Origin of the sequence: Christiangramia echinicola DSM 19838 (assembly GCF_000423065.1) — a bacterium.
GTDB classification, from domain to species: domain Bacteria; phylum Bacteroidota; class Bacteroidia; order Flavobacteriales; family Flavobacteriaceae; genus Christiangramia; species Christiangramia echinicola.
Window position 1 is genome coordinate 131608 of record NZ_AUHG01000012.1, and the last position, 24539, is coordinate 156146.

The window sequence follows — 24539 nt, forward strand, 5'->3', positions numbered from 1 at the left end:
GATCGTACGGCGAACGATCTGATTTATTTTTCAACTACCCATAGGCAGTTAAAAATTTAGTCGATCACTTCAACGTTTACAGCGTTAAGGCCTTTTTTGCCTTGCTCAACTTCGAACTGTACTCTATCGTCTTCACGAATTTCATCGATAAGACCACTTGAGTGAACGAAGATATCTTCGTTTGAATCATCAGCTTTAATAAAACCAAATCCTTTGGTGTTATTGAAAAACTTTACTTTACCTTCTTGCATTACTATACTATTAATTGTTACAAATTTGCCGTCCCTGTTTTAAGATCGTACGACATCCAATCTACATTACGTTCAGATCTCTAAAGATTTCTGAAAATAATTAGTCAATTACTTCAACGTTAACAGCGTTAAGGCCTTTTTTGCCTTGCTCAACTTCGAACTGTACTCTGTCGTCTTCACGAATTTCGTCAATAAGACCACTTGAGTGTACAAAGATGTCTTCGTTTGAATCGTCAGCTTTAATAAAACCAAATCCTTTGGTGTTATTGAAAAACTTTACTTTACCTTCTTGCATTACTATACTTGTTATTATTTATAAAATTGCCGTCTTTGTTTAAAGATCGTACGACATCCAATCTTTTCCTTATCCTGCTCTAAGATTATCCATCCTTCCTAATTGACGAAGCATTTTAAAATGCTCACCAACTGCCGAGACAAAATTGTGTTTATTATGATATGGTAAACCATATTCTTTCGCAGTTTCTGCTACGATATGCGATATCTTTCTATAATGAACATGACAGATATTTGGTAATAAATGATGTTCTATTTGATAATTTAGTCCACCTATAAACCAGGAAAACAACCTGCTTTTTGGGGAAAAATTACTCGTTGTAAATAATTGATGGCTTGCCCAATCTCCTTCTACGATTCCTTCTTCATTTGGCAATGGATACTCTGTAGTTGGAACTATATGAGCTAACTGAAACACAGTTGTGATCATAAGTCCGGTTACAAAATGCATGCTAATAAAAGCAAGTACTATAATCCACCAGGCAACTGGAGCCATGATAATTGGTAGTACAAGAACAAAGCCAAAAGAAACAATTTTCCAGGCAATAACTTTAGCAAGTTCTTTATTAAAGGCTTTGCCTTCATTAAAGAATCCCATTTTCTTAAATTTTGCCATCCTTACAAAATCCTTGGCAGTAACCCAGGAAACTGTTGATAAACCGTAAAAGAACCAGGAATATATATGCTGAAATTTATGAATGAAATATCGTTTGGTATGCGGTGTGAACCTTAAAAAGAAAGGAGGATTAATATCATCATCTGCTTCCTCTATATTGGTAAAGGTATGATGTAATACATTATGCTGTATTTTCCAGATACTGGCGTTTGCACCTATCAGGTTTAAAGTATAACCTAAAATTCTATTTACCTTTTGATTTTTGGAGTATGAATTATGGATCGCATCATGCATGATCCCCATTCCTATACCAGCCATTCCAAATCCACTAAGAATATAAAGCGCAAAGGTCATCCAAATACTGGAAACTATTCCTGTGTTTATGATAACCAGAGGAGTAATAAATACTAAAAGCATCAAAACCGTTTTTACGATCATGCTACCATTGGCATGCTTACTAATATTATTAGTTTTGAAATATGAATTTACACGACTCCTTAAAGTCTTGGAAAATTCGGAGGCCCGTTTTTGGGCAAATTTTGGATTGTTGATACTGGTACTATTTAATGTTTACTGTCTAAATACTGAAGTGACTAAAACTTGGAATATCCTGAATGGTTTTACTAAAGTGAAGAAAACTAAATTATTTTACATGGCAAATGTACATTTATTTATTCAACGTACATCACAATAATTTATTAATTTTCAAATAATTACAATTCAGGATACTAAAGGTAGTAGTATAAAGCTAATTTTCAGCTTTGAGAAAGCCTTAGATTAATTTCACTCTTACGGCGTTAAGCCCTTTCATTCCTTGCTCTAATTCAAAACTTACTTTGTCATTCTCATCGATCTCATCTATAAGACCACTAACATGTACAAAATATTTTTCTCCGGTAGTTTTACCAATAATGAATCCGAAACCTTTAGAATGATCGAAAAATGAAACTTTTCCTTCCGTATCTGTAACCGGCTCTTCGTAATCCCTGTCTTCTTTCTTTGGGATAGCGATTTCTATATCTTCTGCCTCTACTTCAACTTTTTGTGTTGGATCTGGTGGAGTATCTGTAAGGTTTCCATCTGCATCAACATAAGCGATCATATCTTCAAATGATCCACCTTTGTTAGAATTTTCCTTTCTCTCTAACTTTTTCGCTTCTTTCTCCTTACGCTTCTTAAGCTTCTTTTTTTCTTTTTCTCTTTTGTTTTGGGTTTGTCCGGATCTTGCCATTCACTAAAATTTAATTACTATTCGTTTCCAATTTCAATGCATTGAACCAACTAAACGAATACCAGAAAAATTTAATGTGTAAGATTATCTTTTGAAGGTTTAATTCAGAGAGAGCAATGGTCGATATTCGACCTGCATCAAAATTTTGGTAAAGATAGTCATAGGAATCCGATTATAAAAGATTTAAAGCTGAGACTTGATAAAATTCTTAGATCTCATAGATATATTGAAGTTTAGCCGTAAAGCCAGATCATGCCATATTTTAGTTTTCTACTTACATGCAAACCTGGATGCCACATTGATTTTAGCAAAAGTTTATGAATGCTTACATATCTAAAGTGGATTAGGTCTAGTAATTTGAAAATAAAAATAATGAAGGCAGTTGGTTTTAAAAGATCCTTACCTATTGATGAAGATCAAAGTCTTATCAATTTTGAGTGTGAAACTCCAAAACCGGGAAAAAGAGATATTCTCGTAAAAATCCAGGCAATTTCAGTAAACCCGGTAGATTATAAGGTAAGACAGAATTCAGCTAAGGATAATGAATTGGATGAGCCTAAAATTATTGGCTGGGACGCTTCAGGTGTGGTTGAAGAAATTGGAGAAGATGTTAACCAGTTTAAACCAGGAGATGAAGTATTCTATGCCGGAGATATTACCAGATCCGGATGTTATGCTGAATATCAATTGGTTGATGAAAGGATAGTGGCTAAAAAACCTGATAATTTTAATTGGGAGGAAGCCGCTGCTCTACCCCTCACCTCTCTAACTGCCTGGGAATCTATTTTTGACCGACTAGGAATTAAGGATAATGGCGGCTCTGGCAAATCTATACTTATCATTGGTGGCGCTGGCGGTGTTGGATCTATAGCAATACAATTACTTAAGAAACTTACCAGGTTAAAAGTAATCGCGACGGCTTCTCGTGATGTGACCCGGAACTGGTGCGAAAAAATGGGTGCAGATGAAATTGTAAATCACCATGATCTACTGGATCAAATGCAGAACTATAAAAATCCAGACTATATTATCAATTTCGCAGATACAAGTACACATTGGAATGCTATGGCTGAACTAATTGCACCACAAGGTGGCATATGCTGCGTTGTTAATACTTCTGAAAGTGTTGATCTAAATTTATTAAAAGAGAAGAGTGTAAGTTTTCACTGGGAACTTATGTTTACCAGGAGTATGTTTAAAACTGAAGATATGATAGCGCAACATAAAATACTTAATAGGATTAAAGCCCTGGCCGAAGAAAATAAAATCATCTCTACAATGAACAGGAAATTTGAAGGTTTAAATGCCGAAACATTCAAAAAAGTTCATAAACTTCAGGAATCTGGAAAATCTGTGGGTAAAAATGTGATCTCATTCTAGGGGATTATTGTCTGGAACTAACTAAGGATTCATAACCTTTTAGGCCGCATCCACATATAGTATCAATAAGGTTTCAGTAAATTCATTAATAGGCTTCTGAGATAGTTTTCTGTATTGAAGCAGCTCCTATTAAATAAAGACATTTAACCTAATAACTAACTAAATTCTAAATATAAAATCCCGTACTCTATGAAAAAATCTATTTCTCTCTGTCTGTTTCTAACCTTCTCTTTAATTGGTTTTTCGCAAGAAAATGATAGTCTGAAAAAACCAATTATTCCAGCTGAAAAGGTAGAACTTCTAAAAAATATAAATATAACATTCGATTTGCGAATGGAATTTCAGGCATATACCTTCAGGGGTGGTGATAACTATTATAACGGACTACAGTTTGAAAATGGGTTTACAGCATTAGGGATTTCAGCGAAATTACATGACCGGTTATATTTCAATTTCAGAAATCGTTTTAATAACACCAGTGATGTTCAAAGTCTGGACAGACTTGGTAGCAATATCGAACTTGCTTATGTTGACCTTAAATTAAGTCCTTCTTTTAATCTTCTCCTTGGTAAGATGACCGCTTTTTTCGGAGGTTATGAGTATGAATTCAGTGCTCGGGATGTTCTGGAGTATAATGATATCTACGGAAATGCTCTGGCATTTGTTACCGGTGCGGGGTTAACTTATCAGGCTTTTGATAATCATAAATTTGGATTGCAAATTTTAAATTCCAGGACTATGCATTATGATGACCTCTACGGGGATATCGTTGCAGAGAATATTCAGGAACCAGATTGGCCGGTTGCTTTTGTTGGTAACTGGAGAGGTAGCTTTTTCGACGGGAAACTTGAAACCATATATAGTTTTAGCCATTCTTATGAAGTCAGGGACCGGGGAACTACATTCTTTACGATAGGTAACAAATATGAAAACGATAGATTAAGCCTAATGTATGATTTTCATTATAGTTATGAGGAGGTTGATACAAAAGGGATAATGTCTCGAATTCTAGGTGAGGATCAAATTGCAGAAGATGTGAGATATGTTGAAAACTGGTTAAGAGCAGAGTACCGTATAAGTCCGAAATTCAAAGGCTTATTAACTCTTATGACGAGCAGTACTTATGATAATGTGAAAACAACTACAGAGCATATACGTACTAGCTACGGCATGATCCCAACGATCTATTATAGTCCTTTTAAGGATTTTGATTTTAGGTTTTATCTGGCTTATATAGGTAGGTATTATGATTATTCAGATTATGCCCTGGATAATTTTGATGAATCGAGTTATAATAAAAATGAAGTAAGAATAGGATTTATCGCGCCTTTGTGGTTATTATAACTAGTAGAAACAAATGATATTTCTTTTATATAAAAACTTAGTCTCTGATGTCCATGAGTTCCCTAAGTCTATCTATATGCTCATCAACCTCCTGAATCTTGTCTGAATATGATCTGGATATATGCCCAGATCCTTTATTTTTAAAATTTTCAGCCATTTTAAGCATTAATACTTTTTTCTCCTCTAAGGTTCTCAAGCAAACCCATAGAGTTTCTTCAAGATTTTCATTTTGAGCCATTAATAATGATTCTTGAGAAAAAGAATGACCAACATGACAACGATATCTTTCGATCTCAGTATCCTTAATTTTCCATAACGGCCCGCCACAACTAGCACAACTCATTGGAACTTTTTCTCCCAGAAAGTCTTCAGTCTTTACCTGGCTCCTAATTCTAGTAGCAATTTCGGCCTCCCTCCTAATCGTATAAGGAATTTCAATTTCTTCAGGCAAAGGCTCATCAGTAAGTTTTCGAATTATATCTCCAACCTCCTCAAGCTCGAGGCAATAATCTATATCTACAAATTTTTGTGCGGTTAGTGGCATTCCAGAGAATTCAGCTGTTTCAGGATTCTGAATTATCGTTTCCCCTCCACATCTTTTGATAGCCTCTAACCCAACAGTACCATCATTAAGCCTTCCTGATAACAGGATACCAACACAACGGTTCCCGAAATCAACCGCTACAGATCTGAATAAAACATCTATAGATGGTCTAAACAGATTTTCTCTGGGACCGTTAGAATTCATTATTTTACCTTTAATCACCACCATGTGTTGATTAGGAAGGGCTACATAAACTTTTCCTTTCTTCACCTCCATATTCTCCTGAGCATCGAGAACTTCCATCTGGATCTTTTTATTGAGATAAGATGTGAAACTAGAGATCATATCATAAGAAGAATGCACTACGATTAAAAAAGAAGCATTAACCTCTGGTGATATATCTTTCAAAATAGCCTGTATAGCTGTTCTACCGCCAGCAGAAGCCCCAATTGCAAAAATTCTATTATTACCCAATCTTATAATATTTTAAAGTAGATTTTCATGAGTTAATAGTAAAAGTTGTACAGTCTATAACTAATTCGATATTAATATAAAAGGCCGATATAATATATATGATTATCGACCTGTTTTCTGATAAAGAAAAAATCTTAAGCGTTTTTTTCAAAAGATATTTTAGCATTAACAGCATAAGATGTAATTGAATCACCGGTAACCTGTGCCTTCATTTCTTTTATATATACAGATTTAATATTATTAATTGATTTGGCTGCTTCTTTTACAGCATTTCTTGTTGCTTCATCAAAACTTTTATCTGAAGTTGCAATAACCTCAATAACCTTTACTATTCCCATAATTGTAAAATTTAAATGTTTATTATTTGTTTCACTTCTGAAATTACCGATTAACTGATTCTATTTCAAATGATTAACACAAGATTATAAAATCAACAGCCTACATCATTTCATATATTTCTAATCCTTGACGGGGATCAGGTATACCGGGATTTTAGTTCTCTCCAGGATTCGGCTGGCTGTTGTTCCCATTAGAACCTTTTCCAGAACAGAATGGCTATGAGTTCCAAGAACGATAAGATCTGCATTCCATTCATCTGCATAATCCAGAATCGTAGATGATGTTGGACCATCTGCCAAATGTGTTTCTACTAATGGATCTTCCAGATGCTCTGCAGCTGTATTCAGGAAATTCTTAGCAACTTCCTTAAGTTCTGATATCACATTGATATCTACCTGCATTTCATTATAACCTTCGTAACCCATAAAACTAGGATAATTCACTCCGTAGTAACTTACATCTGCCAGCACATGTATCAGGCAAACTCTCGCACCTAATTTTCTGGCAAGTTCATAACCATCTCTGGTCACTTTCTCTGATCGTGGATTATAATCTACTCCAATAAGAACCTTTTTCATAAAAATAAATTGATGATTGGTCCTTCTAAGTTAATGAAAATATGAATTGTATTTTATTCAGGTTTCCCGGCAAATGCATCCACAGGTTTTATAAATCCTACATATAAAAGGCAAGGTTCTGGTCCATTACATTTAGCAGTGTGAGGCTTTTTTGAAGGTCCATATGCATAATAACCAGCTTTTAAAATTCTTGAATCTTCTCCTTCGTACGTAACCGTCATTTCTCCCTGAATCAGGATCATTCTCTCGGCAGATGTATGCCAGTGCTCAGGAATATCTGTATTTGGCTGAAATTTAAAAACAGCATCGGTATTTGCTTTGGTTGGATCTCCCTGAAGAATGGCCACATTGCAACCATTAGGAATTATGTCTGGACAAGCTCCCCACTCCATGCTACTATCATGAATATTAATTGCAACAGAGTGTTCCTGTGCTACAGAATCATAACTGGTAAAAAGTGAGAACAGTATAATAAAAAATGTAGTCCTGGTGTACTTATAAAAAGTTTCCATAATGTTTGGTTTTGGTTGGTATTTATTAAGTAATACTTCCTATAAGTAGTATTAAATCGAAAATGAAAATTTAACTCTTTAGATCTTAAATATACATAGGGAATACTATGTATATTTACATATCATAAAATACTCAAAAACATGACTTTAGTCAGTTTTTTTTCAAGGCTAAAATTCTAAATTATCTCAGTTATGAATTATCTTTAATTGGTTAATCATTTAAAATTTCAGTCTTATGAAAACGACAAGAGAAGCAGCCCGAGAGGCAAGTCATAAAAACCTGGTAAACCTTCTATCTGAACTTTTGGAAAAGAATTATGATGCAGAAAAAGGCTATAAAAAGGCTTTAGAACACACTCATAATCCAGATCTAAAGAACTTTTTGAAAAGCCAGGCAGTTCAAAGAAATCACTTTGCGACTGAAATCGACAAGCATATCCATATGCTGAACGAGCACCCTAAGGACTCATCAACAGGAAGTACATTAGGCAGCATTCACCGGTTATGGATCGACGTTAAAAGTTCCTGGTCTAAGAAAAATGATGAGTCTATGCTGGAAGAGTGTTTAAGAGGCGAGAAATCCAGCTTGAAAGATTATGAAGAAAAGCTTGAAAAGAATATTCTAAATCCCGATGTAAAGGCAATGCTTGAGGAGCATAGAGATAAGATCAAAAATACCTTGAGGCAGATCAAGATCCTTGAAGATTTAGAAGATCTGGAAGATTAAATAATAGAGCCCGGAAATTACCTCCGGGCTCTATTTAATATTTCTGGAATATAATATTTAATTCTTAACTACAATAAGTTCAGCTTTAGCTCCGGTTAAAAGGTTCCACTCTTTAATGGCTAGTTGTTCCCCTTTTTCACTTAAAACCCTTAATTCTGCAGTGTTAGGTCCAGAACTACCCTGATTTAGAGCTACAAACTCAATACTATTAAATCCATTTTGAAGTGTAACCAGAATTGGTTGAAATCCAGCATGAAGAGTAACACTTGCAGCTACAAGTTCACCGTTTACAAATATCTGAACTTTATCACCATCAATATACTGGTGATCTCTGCAATATACTTCTACAAACCTTCCCTGGGTAACTACATTTCCTAGGCTTTGATCTCTTCTATATTCTTCTTTAATTTCTTTATCCTTTTCCCATTTCTTCTTCATCACATCAGCCTCGGTCATTAATCCATTTGGATTTTCCCTTAGATCTATAGGTTTAGGTTTTTCCTTTAGAAACCTGCTCTCCGTTTCGGTTTCTTCCCTTTTAAGAATTGGAAAACCCGTAGAATTAGACTCTTCAGCTTTAATAATAGGACCAGTATTAGTTGTACGTGGAATTTCTATTTGTGCAGAAGCAGCTATCCAGAAACATAAAAAGCAAATGAATAATAATTTGGTTCTCATAATCTATAAATTCGGATTGTAACTCTTATAACATCAAAAATACAGCCAAATTTTTAAAACATATAGTTTATAATATTAAACTTCAGTTTCTGCCCATTTACCTCTTCTAAAGAACCATAAACTTACCAGGGCATGAAGGGAATGGCAAAAAGCGATAGATATAAAAATACCCAGCATTTCAAGATTGAAATATTCTGCCAGGAAATAGGCCATAGGAATTTCAAGTAACCAGAAAACCCCAATATTTATATAAGAAGGGGTTTTAGTATCACCAGCACCGTTAAATGCCTGTACCATTACCATACCTACTCCAAAAAACACATAGCCAATGGCAATTATTTTTAATCCCAACGCGGCAATTTGCTGAACCTCTTCATTTGGTGTGAACCAGGAGGCAAACACATCCCCCCATAATAAATAGAGCAAGGTTACAATTCCTAGAAACCAGGCATTATATTTTGCGGTTAGCCATACCGATATTTTTGCTCTTTTAATTTTATGAGCACCCATATTCTGACCTACCAGAGTCGCTGCAGCCGCAGATAAACCCCAGGCCGGCATTAAGCTGAACATTAAAATACGAAATGAAATGGTAAACCCGGCCACAGCACTACTCCCGAATTCTGCCACAATTCTGGTAAGAAATATCCATGCAACCGAATCTATAAGAAATTGGCCCATCCCTCCCGCTGATATCGAAACTATCTTTTTAATGGTCTTCCATTGCAGAATCAGGTTTTCCTTTAAGATCACCAGACTATGCTTTCCATTTAAGAGGTGATATACCTGGTAGATAACTCCAATACTTCTGCCTGTTGTTGTAGCGATGGCTGCTCCTTCTAATCCATAACCCTCAAAACTTCCCAATCCAAAAATTAATAATGGATCAAGAATAATATTCAAACCATTAGATAACCACAAGGTACGCATGGCTAAATGTGGTAATCCCGCTCCTCTAAAAGCTCCATTAATTAAAAACAGGAGCATGATAGCTGTATTACCGGCAAAAATAATTCTGGTGTAATTTACTCCTCCTACAATAACATTTTCTGAAGCCCCCATTAACCGCAGAATTTCTTCAGCAAAAAACCAACCTGTAATCCCTAGAATTATAGATATTAGGCCACCAAATATTAGAAGCTGAAATGCAGTACTGCCCGCTCTTTTAAAGTCTTTCTCGCCAAATCTTCTGGAAATCAATGCCGTGGCAGCCATGCTTATTCCAACTCCAATGGAATAAATAATTATTATTACCGCTTCTGTAAGTCCAACTGTTGCCACTGCATCTTCACCGAGTCTACCTACAAAGAATATATCTACAACTGCAAAAAGAGATTCCATGATCATTTCCAGGATCATAGGAACAGAAAGTAATAATATACCTCGGCGAATATTAATTCTTGTATAATCCTGTTCCTTACCAGATATAGCAAGTTTTAAAAGCTTCCAGAATTCAACAAATTTTTTAATTATATTCAAGAGAAGAAGTTATAACTAATGAAATATAAATTTATCTAATTTTAAAACTGACAGGTTTCAAACTGTAAAAAAAACAGGAACCAGTAAGTAACCAGTTCCTGATTTCATTTAAACTTCAAAGTATTTTTAAGATTGTGGAAAATCAGGGTTAGATTTCACATCCTCAATTTGTGCCGTATGCCTGGCAGAATGACCAGCCAGAAAAAGAACTGTCTGGTAGGCATCGATCTTTCCAAAAGGAAATTCATTAACGTAATTCCGCATATCTACATCTGAATCTTTCAGCCAGTCTATTAACGTTTCCCTTTGTTGGTTAAATGCTTCCACAGCTTCATTTGCTTTTGAAAACTTTCCCGAAGGTTGAAATTGATCCTGAGTCTGGATCTTACCACTTCTATCGGTGATCAAGGCAACCACCTGATCATCAGTCATCTTCACTTCTTCTTTTAATTCTGGTGTTTCTCCGTCTTGAAATCTAGCTTCAAGCATAGACTTAAGTGCTCCTTCTACAATAACAACATGCTCAACAACTTCAGCAACAGACCAGCTTTCCGCATCAGGCTTAAAGGTCATTTGTTCTTCAGATAAGCCTTCAACACTTTCTTCTAGACTTTCCTGGGTTTCTTTCAGATATTCAAAAACATCGACCTTGTCAATAATTATTTCTACTCCCATGTCTTTTCGCTGGCTAGTCTGGCAATTTTTATGACTTACATAATCTGAAGAGAAAAATGCAAGACTTAAAAAAGTGATTAAAATTTTCATAATTAATGTATTAAATTAATATTCAGTACTAAAATATACCTCTCAATCAGGTATGATTATCTGGAGTTATAGTCCTTTCTTATTGAGCAGCGCTACATAAGTGCGTAACTCTTTAAATTTTGTGTCATCTATTTCTGAAAATACATAGACATCACAAAAAGCATATTTCTTCTTTTTACCAGGTTCTACATAGAATTCCACGATACCTTCAACAACAGATCTATCGTCTGAAATTATCATTTCGTTTACAAAAATTTCGGTTGGACCACCATGGCGCATCCTGTCTAAAGATTTTTCAAAATCTTTCCTACCTGAAATTAATTTCTCCCCGACGATATTCCATACTATATCGTCTGTCACGCTATTAGCCAGGAATTCAGTATCACAATTTGCGAAGGCCTCATTGAACTTTTTTAAAAGTTTTTCTCTTCCCTTCATGGCCCTAATTGTTTTGTTCTATCAAAGAAAGTATATTTCCAGCGGGATCTCTGAACCATGCAATAGCGGGTGAATCTGGCCCGCGATGAATACCCTTTTCATTAGTTTTAATTTTCCCTTCATAAGTTTCAAACTTCACCCCTTTTTCTATTAGATCATCTACCTGTTTCTCCAAATCTGGCACATAAAAATTTAAAACAGTAAAATCTGCCGGCTGATGATCCTCCTTTGGATAAATTAGGACCGAACAATGTTCCGGATCTAGTTCCAGTAGCCCCATTTTATTTTGTCTCAGGGTAATTCCTAAGACCTGACCGTAAAAATCCCTGGTTTTTTCCATATCATTGGTAGAAAATGTAGAAAAAGCTTCACAATTCTTAAGCATAGATCTGGTTTTTAGGTTTTTAACCTTATAAATTTACATTAATATTTTAAAATATTTAGAATTATGATTCAGACTTCCAGATAATGATGTGAGCCTAACTTTTTGATTATAAGAAAGTAAAACAAGATCAATTCAACATATTTATGTTCTGTTTGGAAAAGCTTAAATTTGAACACAAACTACAGATCATATTACTATGGAAGTTCAGGAAATACTCGGTGAAAATTCTATTGCAAACAGGTTTATTTCTCAATTGAGAGATACCAGCATTCAGAATGACCGGATGCGTTTCAGAAGGAATATTGAAAGGCTTGGTGAAATTATGGCTTATGAACTAAGTAAAGAACTGGAATATGAAACTGCTGAGGTAAATACTCCTCTTGGAAAATCTAAAGTTCCCATGCCTAAAAATGAACTTGTGATCTGTTCCATTCTTAGGGCTGGTCTTCCCTTACACCAGGGAATTTTAAATTACTTTGATGATGCTGAAAATTCATTCATTTCAGCTTATAGACATCATCCCGATAATGATGAGAATTTTGAGATCCTCGTAGAATACCTTGCCTCACCTTCCCTCGAAGGTAAAACTCTTATTCTGGCCGATCCTATGCTCGCTACGGGTAGATCTTTCAGCAATGTCTTAAAAGCTCTTGAGCCTATGGGAAAACCAGCCAGGATACATCTGGTTTCGGTTATTGGATCTTATGAAGGTGTAGAATATTTAAAAACTGAATTTCCTGAAAATTCGAAATTATGGATCACTACCATAGATCATGAATTAGACAAGAACGGCTATATAGTTCCTGGATTAGGAGACGCAGGCGATCTTTGCTACGGAAATAAACTTCAGCATTAGAACGGGTAACCTATTCCGAAATTAAAAACAGGACTACCAAAATCGTTCACCCATCTTCCACCAGCAGGTTTCCTAGGATCATGTAATGGGAAAGCCAGGTCGAATCTTATTACAAAGCTCTGAATATCTATTCTTAATCCTGCTCCTGTTCCAATACCAAGCTCATTAATAAAATCTGATTCAAATTTACCTGAACCGCCTTCGACATTTGTAGTTTCAGGATTGGCATCTGAAGTCCAGACATTTCCGGCATCTACGAAAAAAGCTCCATTTAGATAGGTAATAATAGGAAACCTGTATTCTGCGTTTGCTTCAAAACGAATATTACCAGTTTGATCACGGTAACCTAAATTGTTAATCTCATCGTCATCGACACCATCCATTTCCTGCTGTATACTGACTTTATTCGGATTAAAAGTTCCAGGACCTAAAGTACGAGTATTAAACGCCCTAACACTATAGGGACCACCAGAGAAATACTGCTTGCTAAAAGGCATCACATCAGAATTCCCGTATGGTATCCCATATCCTGCAAATAAACGGGTAGCGATAACATTCCCGCCACCAAGACGTAAATGATATCTTAGATCCATATCGAGTTTAGCATATTGCGCATATTCCAGGCCGAGAATTTCCTTTTTACCATTCTCAGTTTCCTTACCAAACAGGCTGATAGTATTTCCGGCGATGTCAAAATTGGTATTAACAAAAAAGACATTACGTTTTGCAGTGTCTATCATCCCATTATAGATAAAGGAATAAGTAAGTCCCGCAATGAACTCCTGATCAAAACTGCTTTGTAAAAAGGGATTATCATCCAAGACCTCCTGAAATTCTGAACTCACATTATTAAGCCTAACATAATTGAGACTTATTGGATTGATCTCATGAGTGACATACCTGTTGGCATTCCAGAAGTAACCGAAGGAAGAATTAAGAGATGCCAGACTAAACAACTGGCTTCTTCTTAAAATATCCCCTCCCAGACTTATTTTGGTCTTTGGGATATCATATTGAAAAAAGTTATTATTAATCTTTACAGGGAACAGTAATCTTGGAACTATAAGGTCATTGGTTACCCCTAATTGAAGAGAATTTCTTCCAGGTACATTACTGTCTCCTATTTGAACTTCGTACCCAAGGTTGACAGAAATATTCAAAGTTTCTCCACCTTTAAATAAATTCCTGTTCACAAAGGTTAGCGCAAGGTGTGGCCCGGCAAAACTGTTAGATTTAGTTACAGCCTGCAGTTCGGCCCTGATGGCTCTTTTTTTAAGTGGTGAAAGGAAAATATTTGCCTCCAATAAACCCAGGCTGTCTGTAGCTAAAGTATCTACTTCATCATACCTTATATTTACAAACTTATAAACCCCTATAGTTCCTAGCCTCCTACTGGTATTCCTGGACTTTACAGGATCATAATAATCACCTGTTTCAATTAAAATATAGGGATCCAGGTACTCTGGCTTAAAAAATAATTCTTCCTGAAGGTAATTTTTATCCTTATATCTCTTATAGTTTTTGCTCAATGTATCCTGGTCTACATTGTAATTTGGATACACATTTACATTAGATATCTGGTATGGTATTACAGATTTTGGAGGAACATCCTTTTTTAATCGTAAAAACAGGTCAAATTTCTTTTTATCATATTGATTAGTATCTGCTTCGAAAATTAAAAATCCGGGGTTAAAATTATAGTATCCTTCTTTTTTAAGTTGAAGATCTATACGTTCACGTTCTTCCTTTAACTCCGGCAGGTCAAAACGCATCCCCTCCTCGAGTACAGTATCATCAAGATTATTTTTAATGTCTTTATAGACCAATAGAGAATCTGTGTCTAACTGATAGGTCTCCATTGTGTAAGGCGTTGCCACATTTAAAGTAAATGAGGTTGAAGCTGTCTTTGATTCTTCATTAGTTTCTGAATTTGAGTCTACTCTGCTATAGAAAAAACCTCGATTTTCTAATCTGTTCAATAATAGGTCTTCAGTATTTTGTAGGTCAACATCTGAAAGATAAACAGGTTCTTCTCCAATTTTCTTATTCAGGAACTTATTGATGAAACCTGGTTTTTCTCGTTGAGATTTATAATGAAAATATAAACCGGGACGCATACCAAGAATTTTAGAATTTGGCTGGGGTCTAAGAACATTTTCTAATTCTGTTCTTAGCTTCGGTTGATCTGCGATCGTTGAATCCTGCTCAAATTTAACTTCAGCTCCGGTATAAAGAAGTTCATCCTCAGGAATAAATTTCTCCACGCTGCAGGCTTGTATAATAGCCAGGATAATTATTAATGCTGAATATCTAATTTTCATCTTCTGTATTCTCTTCATCTTTAGATTGATTGGCATCCTCATTTTTTACTTTTTCCATCACAGCCTTCTCAAACATATTTTTAAACTTGTTGAACTCTTTGGTGAAAATTAACGCAATTCCGCTTACAACCAGCTGGCCATCAATTACATTTTCATACTGATTCTTGCTGAATCCTTTTATGCGCCAAACTCCAGATGCATCAAGTAAATAGGAAATACTAACATTACCAATTACAGGGCTTGTCTCCTGCCCTTCCATATTCCCTCCCTGGATATCAACTTCACTACCTACTTCTACAATTAATCTATCTTCCAGAAAAGCTTTCTGTGCAGTGATCCCTAATTGAGTTCTATCCTGCGCACTTTCTCCCTGGTAATCTGTAAAACTATCTACATCAAAATTAAGCTGAACGCCACTTTCACCCATGATCTTACTGGAAAGCATGTTCAATTGATCTGATAATGCTGAATTTAAATTATCCCGCGCCACGGCCAATGTTCCACCGGCGCTACCATCACTTCCAGATTCTGGAAAGAACCTGTTTAAGACCAATAATGAAAATACCTGCTTATTTAATTCCTGCTCCTGATTGTTTAATTGTTGTACTCTTCCAAAGATCTCCCCACCGGCAACGCCTTGCTCAGACTCTGGCATATCCAGGCCAAAAGTGATTTTTGGTTCCATTAGGTCTCCGTCGACATTCAGATAGACCAGAAAAGGCAATTTTCGCTGATATCTGTCTAATTCATTGTTATCTGAACTGGAAATGCTTGAAGCCATTAATGAGGAAGCAGAAGTTTCCACTGTATAAATAGCCCTTACATCCAGCTGGGCATCAAACGGATCGCCAGCCCAGGATACTCTACTACCATCGGCTATATCGAACCTTCGTTTCACCAGGTTATATAAGCTCATTTCGTAAAACCCATCATTGATCTCATAGATACCGGTCAAGGCAGTACGCCCGTTAGGATACATGTTAAAGATAAGATCCCCTTCGCCCTGGACCTGGAATTTATCGCCTGTTTCCTGGTTTATAATGACATTAAACTTTGCGCCTTCATTCACAGATATCCTTGTGAAAATATCATATCCAGAAACGACGTAAGATTCCTCTTCGGTTTGGGAAAGAATCGCATCTGGATCTTCCTTATTTACGAAAATCACCACTCCATCTCTTTCCTTGATCTGGAGTTCGGTTTCTGGGACTACATAGGTGAAATTGGTGCTTTCTTTCACATCCAGGTTCATATTCACCTTCGGTAAATTTAGGTCTCCATTTATTTGAGCATCTACATCTACAACAGCCGTTCCGTAGAATAGACTATTATCTTCTTCTGTAGAATTTAAAAGCTTAAAATTAGTAGCCTGGACATCCAGATTAAAATTAGGATTTAGCAATTTTTCAGTAAGTACTTCTCCGTTAACTACAATCGAATTATTATTAGAATCATCAATATTGAAATCACTAAAATAAACCCCCGCATTATCCAGTTTCAAGTGTTCATTTGGAAGTATAAAAACAGCGTTTAAGAATGCAACATTAAATTTAGCTTCATTAAAATCGAGACTTCCATTATATTCAGGTTCTAAAAGTGTACCATCTAAACTGAAGTTTCCAGAAAAACTTCCGCTACCATTTTTAATTTCACCCTGAGAAAATCCTTCCAGCGCAGACATTTGCACTTTATTTAAGTCCAGGGTCATATTGAGTTTTGCAGACGGTTCTGCAGCCGTATATGATCCCGTAAGGTCCAGGTCTACTTCTCCACCCTTTACAGCCAAATCGAAATCATAAGTACTAAAGCCAGAAGAATTACCTTCCAGGCTCAAAGTATTAAGATTGACTCCAAGTATTTTAAATTGATTGATCTCCATATCTGCAAGTAAACCAGTTTCACCAAATGGATCCTCATAAACTATATTTCCATTAAGCTGGCCCTCGGCAAGCACATTTTCAGGATTAAAATAATTTAGTAAAGCTTCCAGTTTAAAGTTTCGAAAATCTAGGCTTAAATGTTCCTTTTCGATACCTGCCTTATCATTACTTAGTTGCATCTCCTGATTATTCCTGGAGATCTTAAAATTCTGAAAGTCCAGATATCCTGTATCAAAACTTACCTGGTTGGATTTATCTATAGTCCATGGATTGGCGTTCAATATTAGATCCTGAGGGTTAATATGATATTTCAAAGTATCACCTTGAAAATTCAATTCAGAATTTACGTGCAATAATTCTTTTTCGTCATATATAGATGAAAAGTCAAGGTTTAGTTTTCTGTTAACAACATCTCCTTTCAAAATTGTCTTTTTAATAGCTAAGGGGCCTGCATCCAGTTCATTAAATGCCAGATCGAAATTAAGATCGTTAGGGTCTGACTTCATGTTGATCTGTAAACTATCAATTTTACTACTATAGTAATCTATATATGGAATTGAAATAGATGCGTCCATGATTCGATCCTGTTCCCTGAAATCTACATTTATATCTACCGTATCAAGTTCTTCAAGATTCACCAGGAATACCTCATTAAGCAATGGAGCCTGACTAATTTTTGCATCAAGTTTCATGTTCACAGGATTAATAATAGAGTCCTCCTGGTAATTTTCTGTGATATATCTTTTAAAATGCCTGTTAATGGCCTGTGAAAAAGCAACAGGACTGGCATTAGACTGAAGGTTTAGATCCAGGATCCTGTTATTGATATTTAAAGAGGTGGTATCTTCTCTTACAAACGCTGAGGCATCAAAGCTTCCTAAAAGATAAGTTTCATTATTATATACCGCCACACCATCGATAATCTCTGCCTCCATTTCATATTGAGAAGAATTTCCCTGGAACCATCCATTAAGAGTAAATCCGGTTTTTATTTCTTTCTGAGTTATTCCAAGCGATTCAAGATTTGCTCCTTCCAGGACCAAATTAATATCGAATCTTGGGGAAACCGAATCTAATTTGATCTGTGTTTCAGACCTAAAATTAAGATTTGGATCTTTGTAATTTAAACTTAACGGGCCTTCTCCGTCTTTAAGTTCAGCTTTAAGATCAATATTTCTGAATTCATAACTATTATAGGTAAAAGAAGATATTTGAGTTTCCAGGTTAGCATCAAGATCATTGACGGAGCTTCCTTTCCCCGAAGCTTTTAAATTTAACTGAATATCACCCAGGGCATCATTTTGCAAGAGGCTGCCGAGAGCAATACTATCACCCTGCACCTCTGCATCAAAAGCAATTTGATCGCCCATTTCTATATCCCCATCCACATCTAGCTGGCCCAGACTGGTTTTAATAATAGAATTGGTCTTTATTTGAGTTGAATTCCCAGAAAAACTACCGTTTACAGTAATATTTTCAGGTAATTTTAAGCCCAGATCTTCTTCCTTTACAAATTTTAGAAGATCACTTCTTTTGGTAGTCATATTTACCTTAGGTAAATTAAAACTCAATCTTTCAGGATCCTGAAGATTTACAAGGCTGCCATTTCCGGAAATACGGGTGTTGTTCCAGTTTAAATTTAAGGCTTGTAGATCTAAATTATCCAGCTTTCCGGAAGCTGCAAGGTTTCCTCGAATAGGAGAAATAGACAATGAATCTAAATAATCGTTATTCCTCAGGCCGGGCTGAAATCTATATAGGTCTTTAATATTTAAATAGATATTTCTAAGATCTAAACTCAAACGTGCACTACCTGGATTTTCTATAAAATCATTTAGACTTTCATAATTGATATTCAGACTACCCGAAAGTGAATTGTTATTCGCAGCCATTTCAATTTCTGAGAATTCCATTTTCCTATTATTTACTATAGCCTCGATATTGATCTTTTTCACATTGATTCCAGATCCTTCCTTAAATTCCAATTTTTCCACATTAACCATCGCCTCCTCCCTTTCATATTTAATATCTTCTGCTAGAAAGTTTAAACTATCCAACCTGATTGCGTTTGGATCAAAGACACCCTTCTTTACTTCTGCTCCATTTACAGAATAATCTAATGCGTTATTCGCCAGATCTACCCTGGCAATATCAAGTTTATAGTCGGGCCATTGAAAAGCAGATTCAGAAGTACCTGTGTTTTTAGAATTAGAACTCGCCTGGGTCATTTCTAGCGTTACGGTAGAATTTGCCAAGGCAATTTCATCACTTCCAATGATCAGGTCTTTAATATTGAACGATGTATTCTTTAAATTGAAACTGGCTATATCGAAATTTGTGAATAGGGAATCCGGTTCAGAATTATATCTACCCTGAACATTATTAAATTTCAGGTCTTTAATTCTGATAATGGGCATTGGAGGTGGCTCACTGTCACTTTCGGGAAAAGGTTTGGTTTGATCGTATTTCACCACTGCATTCTGAAGAACAGCATTATTAGCCTTAAAGATCATATTCTGAAGATCGGTTTCAGTCAAACCCAACTCCAGCAAATCAAATTTAATATTCGAATTGATCCCCGAAACACCATCAATATATACAATATCAAAATCCTGAAGATGTAAATCTCCAATATTAATATTCATAGGTGCCGAGGTAGTATCTTTATTTGTACTTACTTGCGTAGTGTCTGTAGCATAGGCATTGGTCAAAAACTCGTAGTTGAATCCGGTTAAAGAATCCTTCCGAATTATTTTGGCCTTCATTTGTTTAGCATTCAGCCCTTCCAGACTAAAATTATTCCCTTTAATAAGAGGCATAATAGGAATATTGGCAGAAATACTACCTGCATATATTATGGTATCCCCTTTTGGATCTTCAACAAGAAGCTTCTCTATTTTTATATCTCCATTGAATTCAATAAATAGTTTTTCCAGGTCAATATTAGCCCCTGTTTTCTTTTCTATGGAACTAATCACTTTATCCTTAATAATATTCTGTCCCCATGGACTTCTAACGAATAATATCACCAATAACAGGAAAAACAGGATACCCAGGAGGGTTTTTCCCAGTATGCGAAGTATCTTATAAACCTTTTTCTTATTATTGGACAATCAGTAGAATTTAGGATTTCTCAAAGTTATCGTTTAGAGACTATTTCACGAAGTTTAAATCTATTGTATTCTAATAAACTTGTGTTAAAAAACCTTTGATAAAGGCTGCTTAGATAGTCTACACTGAAATTCTCATGATTAGAACTGTGGAGAAAATTTACACAGTTTAGTCCTTTTTCTACAGTTTTTAATCGATTTGATCACTTCAGCTTCATGTAAGGCTAAGGCTCGCTACTAATTTATCTATTTTGCAATACAGGCACCTTAATGTGCTTATTTTAAAGCTTTAAGCCGGAATTTCAGTTTTCCTTTTTCACTGCTTTATTAACCGTAAAAGCGAATGTGAATTAGGAGTGGCACTATTATAGCCTTTAATAAAACGATTAGTCAAACTAAATAATCAATATAAAAATTAAAAATCCGATTTATGAAAAGAGTAATAACTGTAACTGTTTTGGCAGCCACCATGCTAACTTCATGTGTTTCTAAAAAGAAGTATGTTGCCCTGGAAGATGAATTAAATGACACCAGAAGTACTTTACAAAAGACCAGAGTAGAAAAAGAAGAAATTGAAGATAAGTATGCTGCTATTGAGCAAAGAGTTGCTGAATATAATGCGAAAATAAATTCCCTGAGAACAGAAAATGAGGGGATGATGGAAATGAATGACCTAACGGTGATGTCTAAGAACACCAAGGAAAAGATGAGAAATACCATCGCTAAAATGGATCCTGAGAAGGTGAAAGGCGCAGAATCGCTGGAAGATTCGATAAACCTGGTAGTCTCTTATAACCTTAAGCAAAATATTTCTGAAGGTGCAGATGAGGATGATATAGACATTAGTGTAGATGAAACAGTAGTAATGATTAATGTTTCTGATAAACTTTTATTTGGAAGCGGTAGTTATAGAGTAACTAATGAAGCTCAGCCTTTACTAAAGAAACTTGCTGAAGTAATTAATAGTGAACCAGCGATGGAGGTTATGATCGAAGGTCATACAGATGATCGTACCATGGTAAAAGATTCTTATTTGAAGGATAACTGGGATCTTAGTGTTAGAAGAGCTACGTCTATAGTTAGACTTCTACAGGAAAAGTATAATGTAGAGCCTTCTAAATTAATTGCTGCCGGTAGAAGTAGTTACCAGCCACTTGTTGAAAATACCAACAAAGACAATATGGCTAAAAACCGTAGAACAAGAATTGTAATTATTCCAAATCTTGATAAATTCTTTGCAATGCTAGAGGGAGAAGCTTCAGTAGCTAAGAATTAAAAGAGTAAGATTTATAAAATTTTAAGGGGAAGCATTTGCTTCCCCTTTTTTTATGCTCTGGACTTTTTCTTCTTATTCATCCAGAAATCTATAGAATATTTACCGGGTCCAGTAAAAGCAAGAAGTATAAACCCAGACATAAAAAGAAGTGGCAATTCCTGATCTGCAAATCCATCTGCCTTATGTACTATAAAAGCAGCAACAAACGTTGAAGTTATTAGTGGCAATGCCGCAAACCTGGTTATAAAACCAAATAAAATAAATGCCGCACAGAAAAATTCTGAGAATACGGCCAAAGTAAAGGTAATTGTTTCCCCTAGCCCAATAGGGTCTGCAAAACCCAATTCTTCAGGCCCAAAAAACTTTAGAAGTTTGGGTAATCCGTGTGTAAGCATCAAGAGTGCGATTGAAACACGAAAAATTAGTAGTCCCACATCTGCATTTAATAAATTAATATTTGTTCTGTACGAATCCATGACAACTTGTTTGAAGTTGAATTAAATATATAAAAAAGTTAAATCATTGAAATTCAATATTCAAATCGGAAGGTAAATTTGGATATTTAGTGGAGGATACTGAATTCATTCAAGAGGAAATTCAATAAAATATTTTAATTATTTTTAATTTCCTTAATTCATCTCCCAATCTGAAATCAGCCGTTTCCCCCACTTTTTTACCAGTTATAGCTCTGGCAATTGGTGCAACAAATGCGATCTTCTTATTTTTGATATTAGCCTCATCTACGCCTACAATCTGAAATTTCTGAATTTGACCATTACTGATATTTTCGATTTCTACATGCGCTCCAAATCTTACTTCGTCTTTAGGTAATTCTTGAGGTGTAAGCAACCTGGCCGTATTAAGTCTCTCCATTAAAAGATTGATCTTACCATCAATTAAACTCTGTTCTCTTCTCTTTTCAGTATCATTTTCTGCAGTTACATTAGCTCTGGCGTTTTCCAGATCTTTTAGTTCCTTTTTCAATTCTTCCATACCATTCATAGTGACATAATTAGTGACACCCTCAGGAATAGCTGCTCTCGGCGGTATAATTACCGGTTCCTCCTGATCTTCCTCCTTTACAAATCCTCTGCTCATAATTAAATTTCAATCCTAATTCCCTGAATAATATCTAAATGGGCTCATCCTGCCAAATATGGAATCATAAATATTTCAGAAAGAAAATGAGCGAATAGAAGTTAGTTCTACTTTTATATAAGGATTAACCGTGAAATATGAGCCTGGAAATAATCATCCTTTTTGTCTTGATCATCATTGTGATATTTCTTTTTGCCCTGGAAATTTTCCCGGTAGATAAGATTGCTTTTTTCATAATGGTTAGTCTTCTCCTTTTTAATTTAGTTAGTCCTGAGGAAGCTATATCAGGCTTTTCCAGTCCCGCCACTATAACTGTTCTTGCCCTTATGATCATTGCAATAGGTCTGGAAGATAATGGAGTCATAGACTGGCTGGCAAACGGACTAAAAAAACTTCGAGGTTTACCTTTATTCTTTATGGTGCCAGTATTTATGTTCATAGCTGGAGGTATTTCAGCTTTTATAAATACTACCGCCGTTGTACTGGTCTTTGTCAAGATCATCAATGAACTTACCGAGAAATATGATATTCCCAATTCTAAGCTATTACTTCCTATTTCCTTCGCAGGTATCATTGGAGGTAGTTGCACTTTAATGGGTACATCTACGAACCTTATTGTTAATGCTGTGGCAGTTAAACGTGGAGTGGAAAGATTTCAATTTTTTGAATTCAGCTGGTACGGCGTCATCTTTCTTTTAATCACCATCGTGACTATTAGTATTCTTATGCGATTCTTACCAGGCAAATCGAAGAACAATATTTCCAGCGATTATGATTTAGATGAATTCATAACCCGTGGAATAATTTCAAATGAATCTAAACTTATTGGTAAGAATATTCAGGAAATATTTGGTACAGAGGCTGAAGATATAGACGTAATAAGACTTAAAAGAAAAGGTGCTATCAATGAGCATCCTGGAAAATACACCACCCTTAAAGAGGGAGATCAATTATTGCTTAGGTGTAGTATTAAGCAATTACTGAAATTAAAAGATTCCGGAGATATCATTATCATTAAGAATAATGAAAAAGCTAAAACAGAAGAAAACTCTGAATCTCTCGCAAACAACGAGGATAACTTTCAGTTATTAGAAATCCTGATGCTTCCAAATTCACCATTGATTGGTAAAAGTATAAAGACCGTTGGATGGTATGATCTTCATGGAGCTTCTCCTCTGGCGATCAGAAAAAGAAGAAGTCTTAGAAATCCAGGAAGAAGGATCTTTAATAAGGAATCTGATGATATAGAATTAAGGGTTGGCGACCGGCTGCTGGTAGAGGTTTCGCCAAATGATCTGCATGAGCTTCGTAAGATGGACGATATAGCAATTTTAGAGAAACATGAGGATATTAAGATCACTACAAAATCTAAACGTAATATATCTTTAGGAATCCTATTATTAGTGATCGCTTTATCAGCATTTTCGATATTTCCAATTTTAAAAAGCGCTCTAATAGGATGCTTTCTAATGATTTTTCTTAAATGCATAGATCTGGGAAAAATATATTCACAGGTTAACTGGCAGATCATTTTTCTTCTTGCAGGAATGATCCCTCTTGGTGTAGCAATGACTAATACGGGAGCAGATCAATGGATCTCCGGGAATCTATTAAAATTGTTCGCTGATAAAAGCCATTTTGTTGTTATAGGCCTGTTATTCCTGGTAACCATGTTTTTGAGTGGATTTATTTCTAACAATGCCACCGCAATTATCATTGCTCCTATAGCCATAACCATAGCAGCTAATCTAAATCTTGATCCAAAACCATTTATTCTGGCCGTTCTTTTCGCGTCTAATTTTAGCTTTTTTACTCCTGTTGGTTATCAAACCAATACTATTATTTACGGAATGGGAATTTATAAATTCAAACATTTCTTATTAATAGGTGGAGTTCTATCTATTGTCCTTTGGATTACCGCAACGATACTTCTATCAGGACAACTTTAAAATGTTATTTTTGA

The 24539-nt window shown here is 35.5% G+C and carries 23 protein-coding genes; 6 read left to right on the forward strand and 17 right to left on the reverse strand.

The genetic code is table 11. From position 1 onward, the window contains the following. Nucleotides 1-56: 56 nt before the first annotated feature. The 4 genes from G530_RS0109885 to G530_RS0109905 all read right to left on the reverse strand — a co-directional run bounded on the left by G530_RS0109885 (nt 57) and on the right by G530_RS0109905 (nt 2392). Nucleotides 57-251 (reverse strand): cold-shock protein, encoded by a 195-nt coding sequence (locus G530_RS0109885; RefSeq protein ID WP_011709462.1) that lies wholly within the window; start codon nt 249-251, stop codon nt 57-59. Between the two features lie 100 nt (nt 252-351). Then, nucleotides 352-546, reverse strand: coding sequence for a cold-shock protein (locus G530_RS0109890; protein WP_011709462.1), 195 nt, complete (start codon nt 544-546; stop codon nt 352-354). A gap of 69 nt (nt 547-615) precedes the next feature. Continuing rightward, entirely contained in the window at nt 616-1578 is a 963-nt protein-coding gene (locus tag G530_RS0109895) for a fatty acid desaturase family protein (RefSeq protein ID WP_035716269.1), read from the reverse strand. Between the two features lie 355 nt (nt 1579-1933). Next, entirely contained in the window at nt 1934-2392 is a 459-nt protein-coding gene (locus G530_RS0109905; protein ID WP_026934384.1) for a cold-shock protein, read from the reverse strand. Between the two features lie 372 nt (nt 2393-2764). Between G530_RS0109905 and G530_RS0109910 the strand changes: the two genes are divergently transcribed. Then, nucleotides 2765-3772, forward strand: a complete 1008-nt coding sequence (locus tag G530_RS0109910) for a zinc-binding alcohol dehydrogenase family protein (protein ID WP_026934385.1) — start codon at nt 2765-2767, stop codon at nt 3770-3772. Nucleotides 3773-3961: 189 nt separating this feature from the next. Next, nucleotides 3962-5116, forward strand: coding sequence for a porin (locus G530_RS0109915; protein ID WP_026934386.1), 1155 nt, complete (start codon nt 3962-3964; stop codon nt 5114-5116). A gap of 37 nt (nt 5117-5153) precedes the next feature. On the opposite strand, the gene G530_RS0109920 is transcribed toward G530_RS0109915, so the two are convergent. The 4 genes from G530_RS0109920 to G530_RS0109935 form a co-directional block, all read right to left on the reverse strand. Further along, nucleotides 5154-6134, reverse strand: a complete 981-nt coding sequence (locus tag G530_RS0109920) for a chemotaxis protein CheB (RefSeq protein WP_051199757.1) — start codon at nt 6132-6134, stop codon at nt 5154-5156. Nucleotides 6135-6268: 134 nt separating this feature from the next. Beyond that, a complete protein-coding gene (locus G530_RS0109925; RefSeq protein ID WP_026934388.1) occupies nt 6269-6472 on the reverse strand; it encodes a dodecin family protein in 204 nt (67 codons plus the stop codon). A gap of 120 nt (nt 6473-6592) precedes the next feature. After that, nucleotides 6593-7051: a universal stress protein gene (locus tag G530_RS0109930; protein ID WP_026934389.1), complete on the reverse strand. Its 459-nt coding sequence runs from the start codon at nt 7049-7051 to the stop codon at nt 6593-6595. Between the two features lie 53 nt (nt 7052-7104). Continuing rightward, nucleotides 7105-7563, reverse strand: coding sequence for a cupin domain-containing protein (locus G530_RS0109935; RefSeq protein ID WP_026934390.1), 459 nt, complete (start codon nt 7561-7563; stop codon nt 7105-7107). 235 nt (nt 7564-7798) lie between these two features. Between G530_RS0109935 and G530_RS0109940 the strand changes: the two genes are divergently transcribed. Beyond that, nucleotides 7799-8290 (forward strand): ferritin-like domain-containing protein, encoded by a 492-nt coding sequence (locus G530_RS0109940; RefSeq protein WP_026934391.1) that lies wholly within the window; start codon nt 7799-7801, stop codon nt 8288-8290. Nucleotides 8291-8347: 57 nt separating this feature from the next. Here G530_RS0109940 and G530_RS0109945 read toward each other — a convergent pair whose 3' ends face one another. From G530_RS0109945 to G530_RS0109965, 5 genes are all read right to left on the reverse strand, one after another. Further along, on the reverse strand, nt 8348-8968 hold the full coding sequence (locus G530_RS0109945) for a hypothetical protein (protein ID WP_026934392.1): 621 nt from the start codon (nt 8966-8968) through the stop codon (nt 8348-8350). A gap of 75 nt (nt 8969-9043) precedes the next feature. Further along, nucleotides 9044-10447, reverse strand: coding sequence for an MATE family efflux transporter (locus tag G530_RS0109950; protein WP_205619197.1), 1404 nt, complete (start codon nt 10445-10447; stop codon nt 9044-9046). Between the two features lie 126 nt (nt 10448-10573). Beyond that, a complete protein-coding gene (locus tag G530_RS16780) occupies nt 10574-11212 on the reverse strand; it encodes a DinB family protein (RefSeq protein ID WP_051199758.1) in 639 nt (212 codons plus the stop codon). 66 nt (nt 11213-11278) lie between these two features. After that, entirely contained in the window at nt 11279-11650 is a 372-nt protein-coding gene (locus G530_RS0109960) for a nuclear transport factor 2 family protein (protein WP_026934394.1), read from the reverse strand. Nucleotides 11651-11654: 4 nt separating this feature from the next. Then, the gene (locus tag G530_RS0109965; RefSeq protein ID WP_026934395.1) at nt 11655-12035 is read right to left on the reverse strand and encodes a VOC family protein; all 381 of its coding nucleotides are present in this window, start codon (nt 12033-12035) and stop codon (nt 11655-11657) included. Nucleotides 12036-12231: 196 nt separating this feature from the next. On the opposite strand from G530_RS0109965, the gene upp reads away from it, so the two are divergent. Then, nucleotides 12232-12891 carry a uracil phosphoribosyltransferase gene (upp, locus tag G530_RS0109970; RefSeq protein WP_026934396.1) on the forward strand — a complete coding sequence of 220 codons (660 nt, stop codon included), beginning with the start codon at nt 12232-12234 and terminating at the stop codon, nt 12889-12891. Here the strand turns inward: upp and tamL are convergent. Together tamL and G530_RS0109980 are read right to left on the reverse strand one after the other, a co-directional pair. Continuing rightward, the gene (gene tamL, locus G530_RS0109975; protein ID WP_240472146.1) at nt 12888-15230 is read right to left on the reverse strand and encodes a translocation and assembly module lipoprotein TamL; all 2343 of its coding nucleotides are present in this window, start codon (nt 15228-15230) and stop codon (nt 12888-12890) included. The genes upp and tamL overlap by 4 nt on opposite strands. Further along, complete coding sequence (locus G530_RS0109980) at nt 15202-20205, reverse strand: translocation/assembly module TamB domain-containing protein (protein ID WP_035716210.1); 5004 nt, start codon at nt 20203-20205, stop codon at nt 15202-15204. The genes tamL and G530_RS0109980 overlap by 29 nt, the downstream gene beginning before the upstream one ends. Before the next feature lie 427 nt (nt 20206-20632). Here G530_RS0109980 and G530_RS0109985 point away from each other — a divergent pair, with 427 nt between their 5' ends. Further along, nucleotides 20633-21478 (forward strand): OmpA/MotB family protein, encoded by an 846-nt coding sequence (locus G530_RS0109985; protein ID WP_026934399.1) that lies wholly within the window; start codon nt 20633-20635, stop codon nt 21476-21478. 50 nt (nt 21479-21528) lie between these two features. Here the strand turns inward: G530_RS0109985 and G530_RS0109990 are convergent, their stop codons facing one another. Together G530_RS0109990 and G530_RS0109995 are read right to left on the reverse strand one after the other, a co-directional pair. Further along, nucleotides 21529-21954 carry a DoxX family protein gene (locus tag G530_RS0109990; RefSeq protein WP_035716212.1) on the reverse strand — a complete coding sequence of 142 codons (426 nt, stop codon included), beginning with the start codon at nt 21952-21954 and terminating at the stop codon, nt 21529-21531. Nucleotides 21955-22075: 121 nt separating this feature from the next. Further along, nucleotides 22076-22576: a GreA/GreB family elongation factor gene (locus G530_RS0109995; protein ID WP_026934401.1), complete on the reverse strand. Its 501-nt coding sequence runs from the start codon at nt 22574-22576 to the stop codon at nt 22076-22078. Nucleotides 22577-22713: 137 nt separating this feature from the next. Here G530_RS0109995 and G530_RS0110000 point away from each other — a divergent pair, with 137 nt between their 5' ends. Beyond that, nucleotides 22714-24525, forward strand: coding sequence for an SLC13 family permease (locus G530_RS0110000; RefSeq protein ID WP_026934402.1), 1812 nt, complete (start codon nt 22714-22716; stop codon nt 24523-24525). Nucleotides 24526-24539: the final 14 nt, after the last annotated feature.

Excerpts from the sequence above, each read along its gene's own strand:
- G530_RS0109940 (WP_026934391.1), top strand. The coding sequence starts at position 7,799 with ATGAAAACGACAAGAGAAGCAGCCCGAGAGGCAAGTCATAAAAACCTG.
- G530_RS0109885 (WP_011709462.1), bottom strand. The coding sequence starts at position 251 with ATGCAAGAAGGTAAAGTAAAGTTTTTCAATAACACCAAAGGATTTGGT.
- G530_RS0109890 (WP_011709462.1), bottom strand. The coding sequence starts at position 546 with ATGCAAGAAGGTAAAGTAAAGTTTTTCAATAACACCAAAGGATTTGGT.
- G530_RS0109960 (WP_026934394.1), bottom strand. The coding sequence starts at position 11,650 with ATGAAGGGAAGAGAAAAACTTTTAAAAAAGTTCAATGAGGCCTTCGCA.
- G530_RS0109915 (WP_026934386.1), top strand. The coding sequence starts at position 3,962 with ATGAAAAAATCTATTTCTCTCTGTCTGTTTCTAACCTTCTCTTTAATT.
- G530_RS0109935 (WP_026934390.1), bottom strand. The coding sequence starts at position 7,563 with ATGGAAACTTTTTATAAGTACACCAGGACTACATTTTTTATTATACTG.
- G530_RS0109905 (WP_026934384.1), bottom strand. The coding sequence starts at position 2,392 with ATGGCAAGATCCGGACAAACCCAAAACAAAAGAGAAAAAGAAAAAAAG.
- G530_RS16780 (WP_051199758.1), bottom strand. The coding sequence starts at position 11,212 with ATGAAAATTTTAATCACTTTTTTAAGTCTTGCATTTTTCTCTTCAGAT.
- G530_RS0109930 (WP_026934389.1), bottom strand. The coding sequence starts at position 7,051 with ATGAAAAAGGTTCTTATTGGAGTAGATTATAATCCACGATCAGAGAAA.
- G530_RS0109910 (WP_026934385.1), top strand. The coding sequence starts at position 2,765 with ATGAAGGCAGTTGGTTTTAAAAGATCCTTACCTATTGATGAAGATCAA.
- G530_RS0110000 (WP_026934402.1), top strand. The coding sequence starts at position 22,714 with ATGAGCCTGGAAATAATCATCCTTTTTGTCTTGATCATCATTGTGATA.
- tamL (WP_240472146.1), bottom strand. The coding sequence starts at position 15,230 with ATGAAGAGAATACAGAAGATGAAAATTAGATATTCAGCATTAATAATT.
- upp (WP_026934396.1), top strand. The coding sequence starts at position 12,232 with ATGGAAGTTCAGGAAATACTCGGTGAAAATTCTATTGCAAACAGGTTT.
- G530_RS0109965 (WP_026934395.1), bottom strand. The coding sequence starts at position 12,035 with ATGCTTAAGAATTGTGAAGCTTTTTCTACATTTTCTACCAATGATATG.
- G530_RS0109925 (WP_026934388.1), bottom strand. The coding sequence starts at position 6,472 with ATGGGAATAGTAAAGGTTATTGAGGTTATTGCAACTTCAGATAAAAGT.
- G530_RS0109995 (WP_026934401.1), bottom strand. The coding sequence starts at position 22,576 with ATGAGCAGAGGATTTGTAAAGGAGGAAGATCAGGAGGAACCGGTAATT.
- G530_RS0109985 (WP_026934399.1), top strand. The coding sequence starts at position 20,633 with ATGAAAAGAGTAATAACTGTAACTGTTTTGGCAGCCACCATGCTAACT.
- G530_RS0109895 (WP_035716269.1), bottom strand. The coding sequence starts at position 1,578 with ATGCTTTTAGTATTTATTACTCCTCTGGTTATCATAAACACAGGAATA.
- G530_RS0109990 (WP_035716212.1), bottom strand. The coding sequence starts at position 21,954 with ATGGATTCGTACAGAACAAATATTAATTTATTAAATGCAGATGTGGGA.
- G530_RS0109945 (WP_026934392.1), bottom strand. The coding sequence starts at position 8,968 with ATGAGAACCAAATTATTATTCATTTGCTTTTTATGTTTCTGGATAGCT.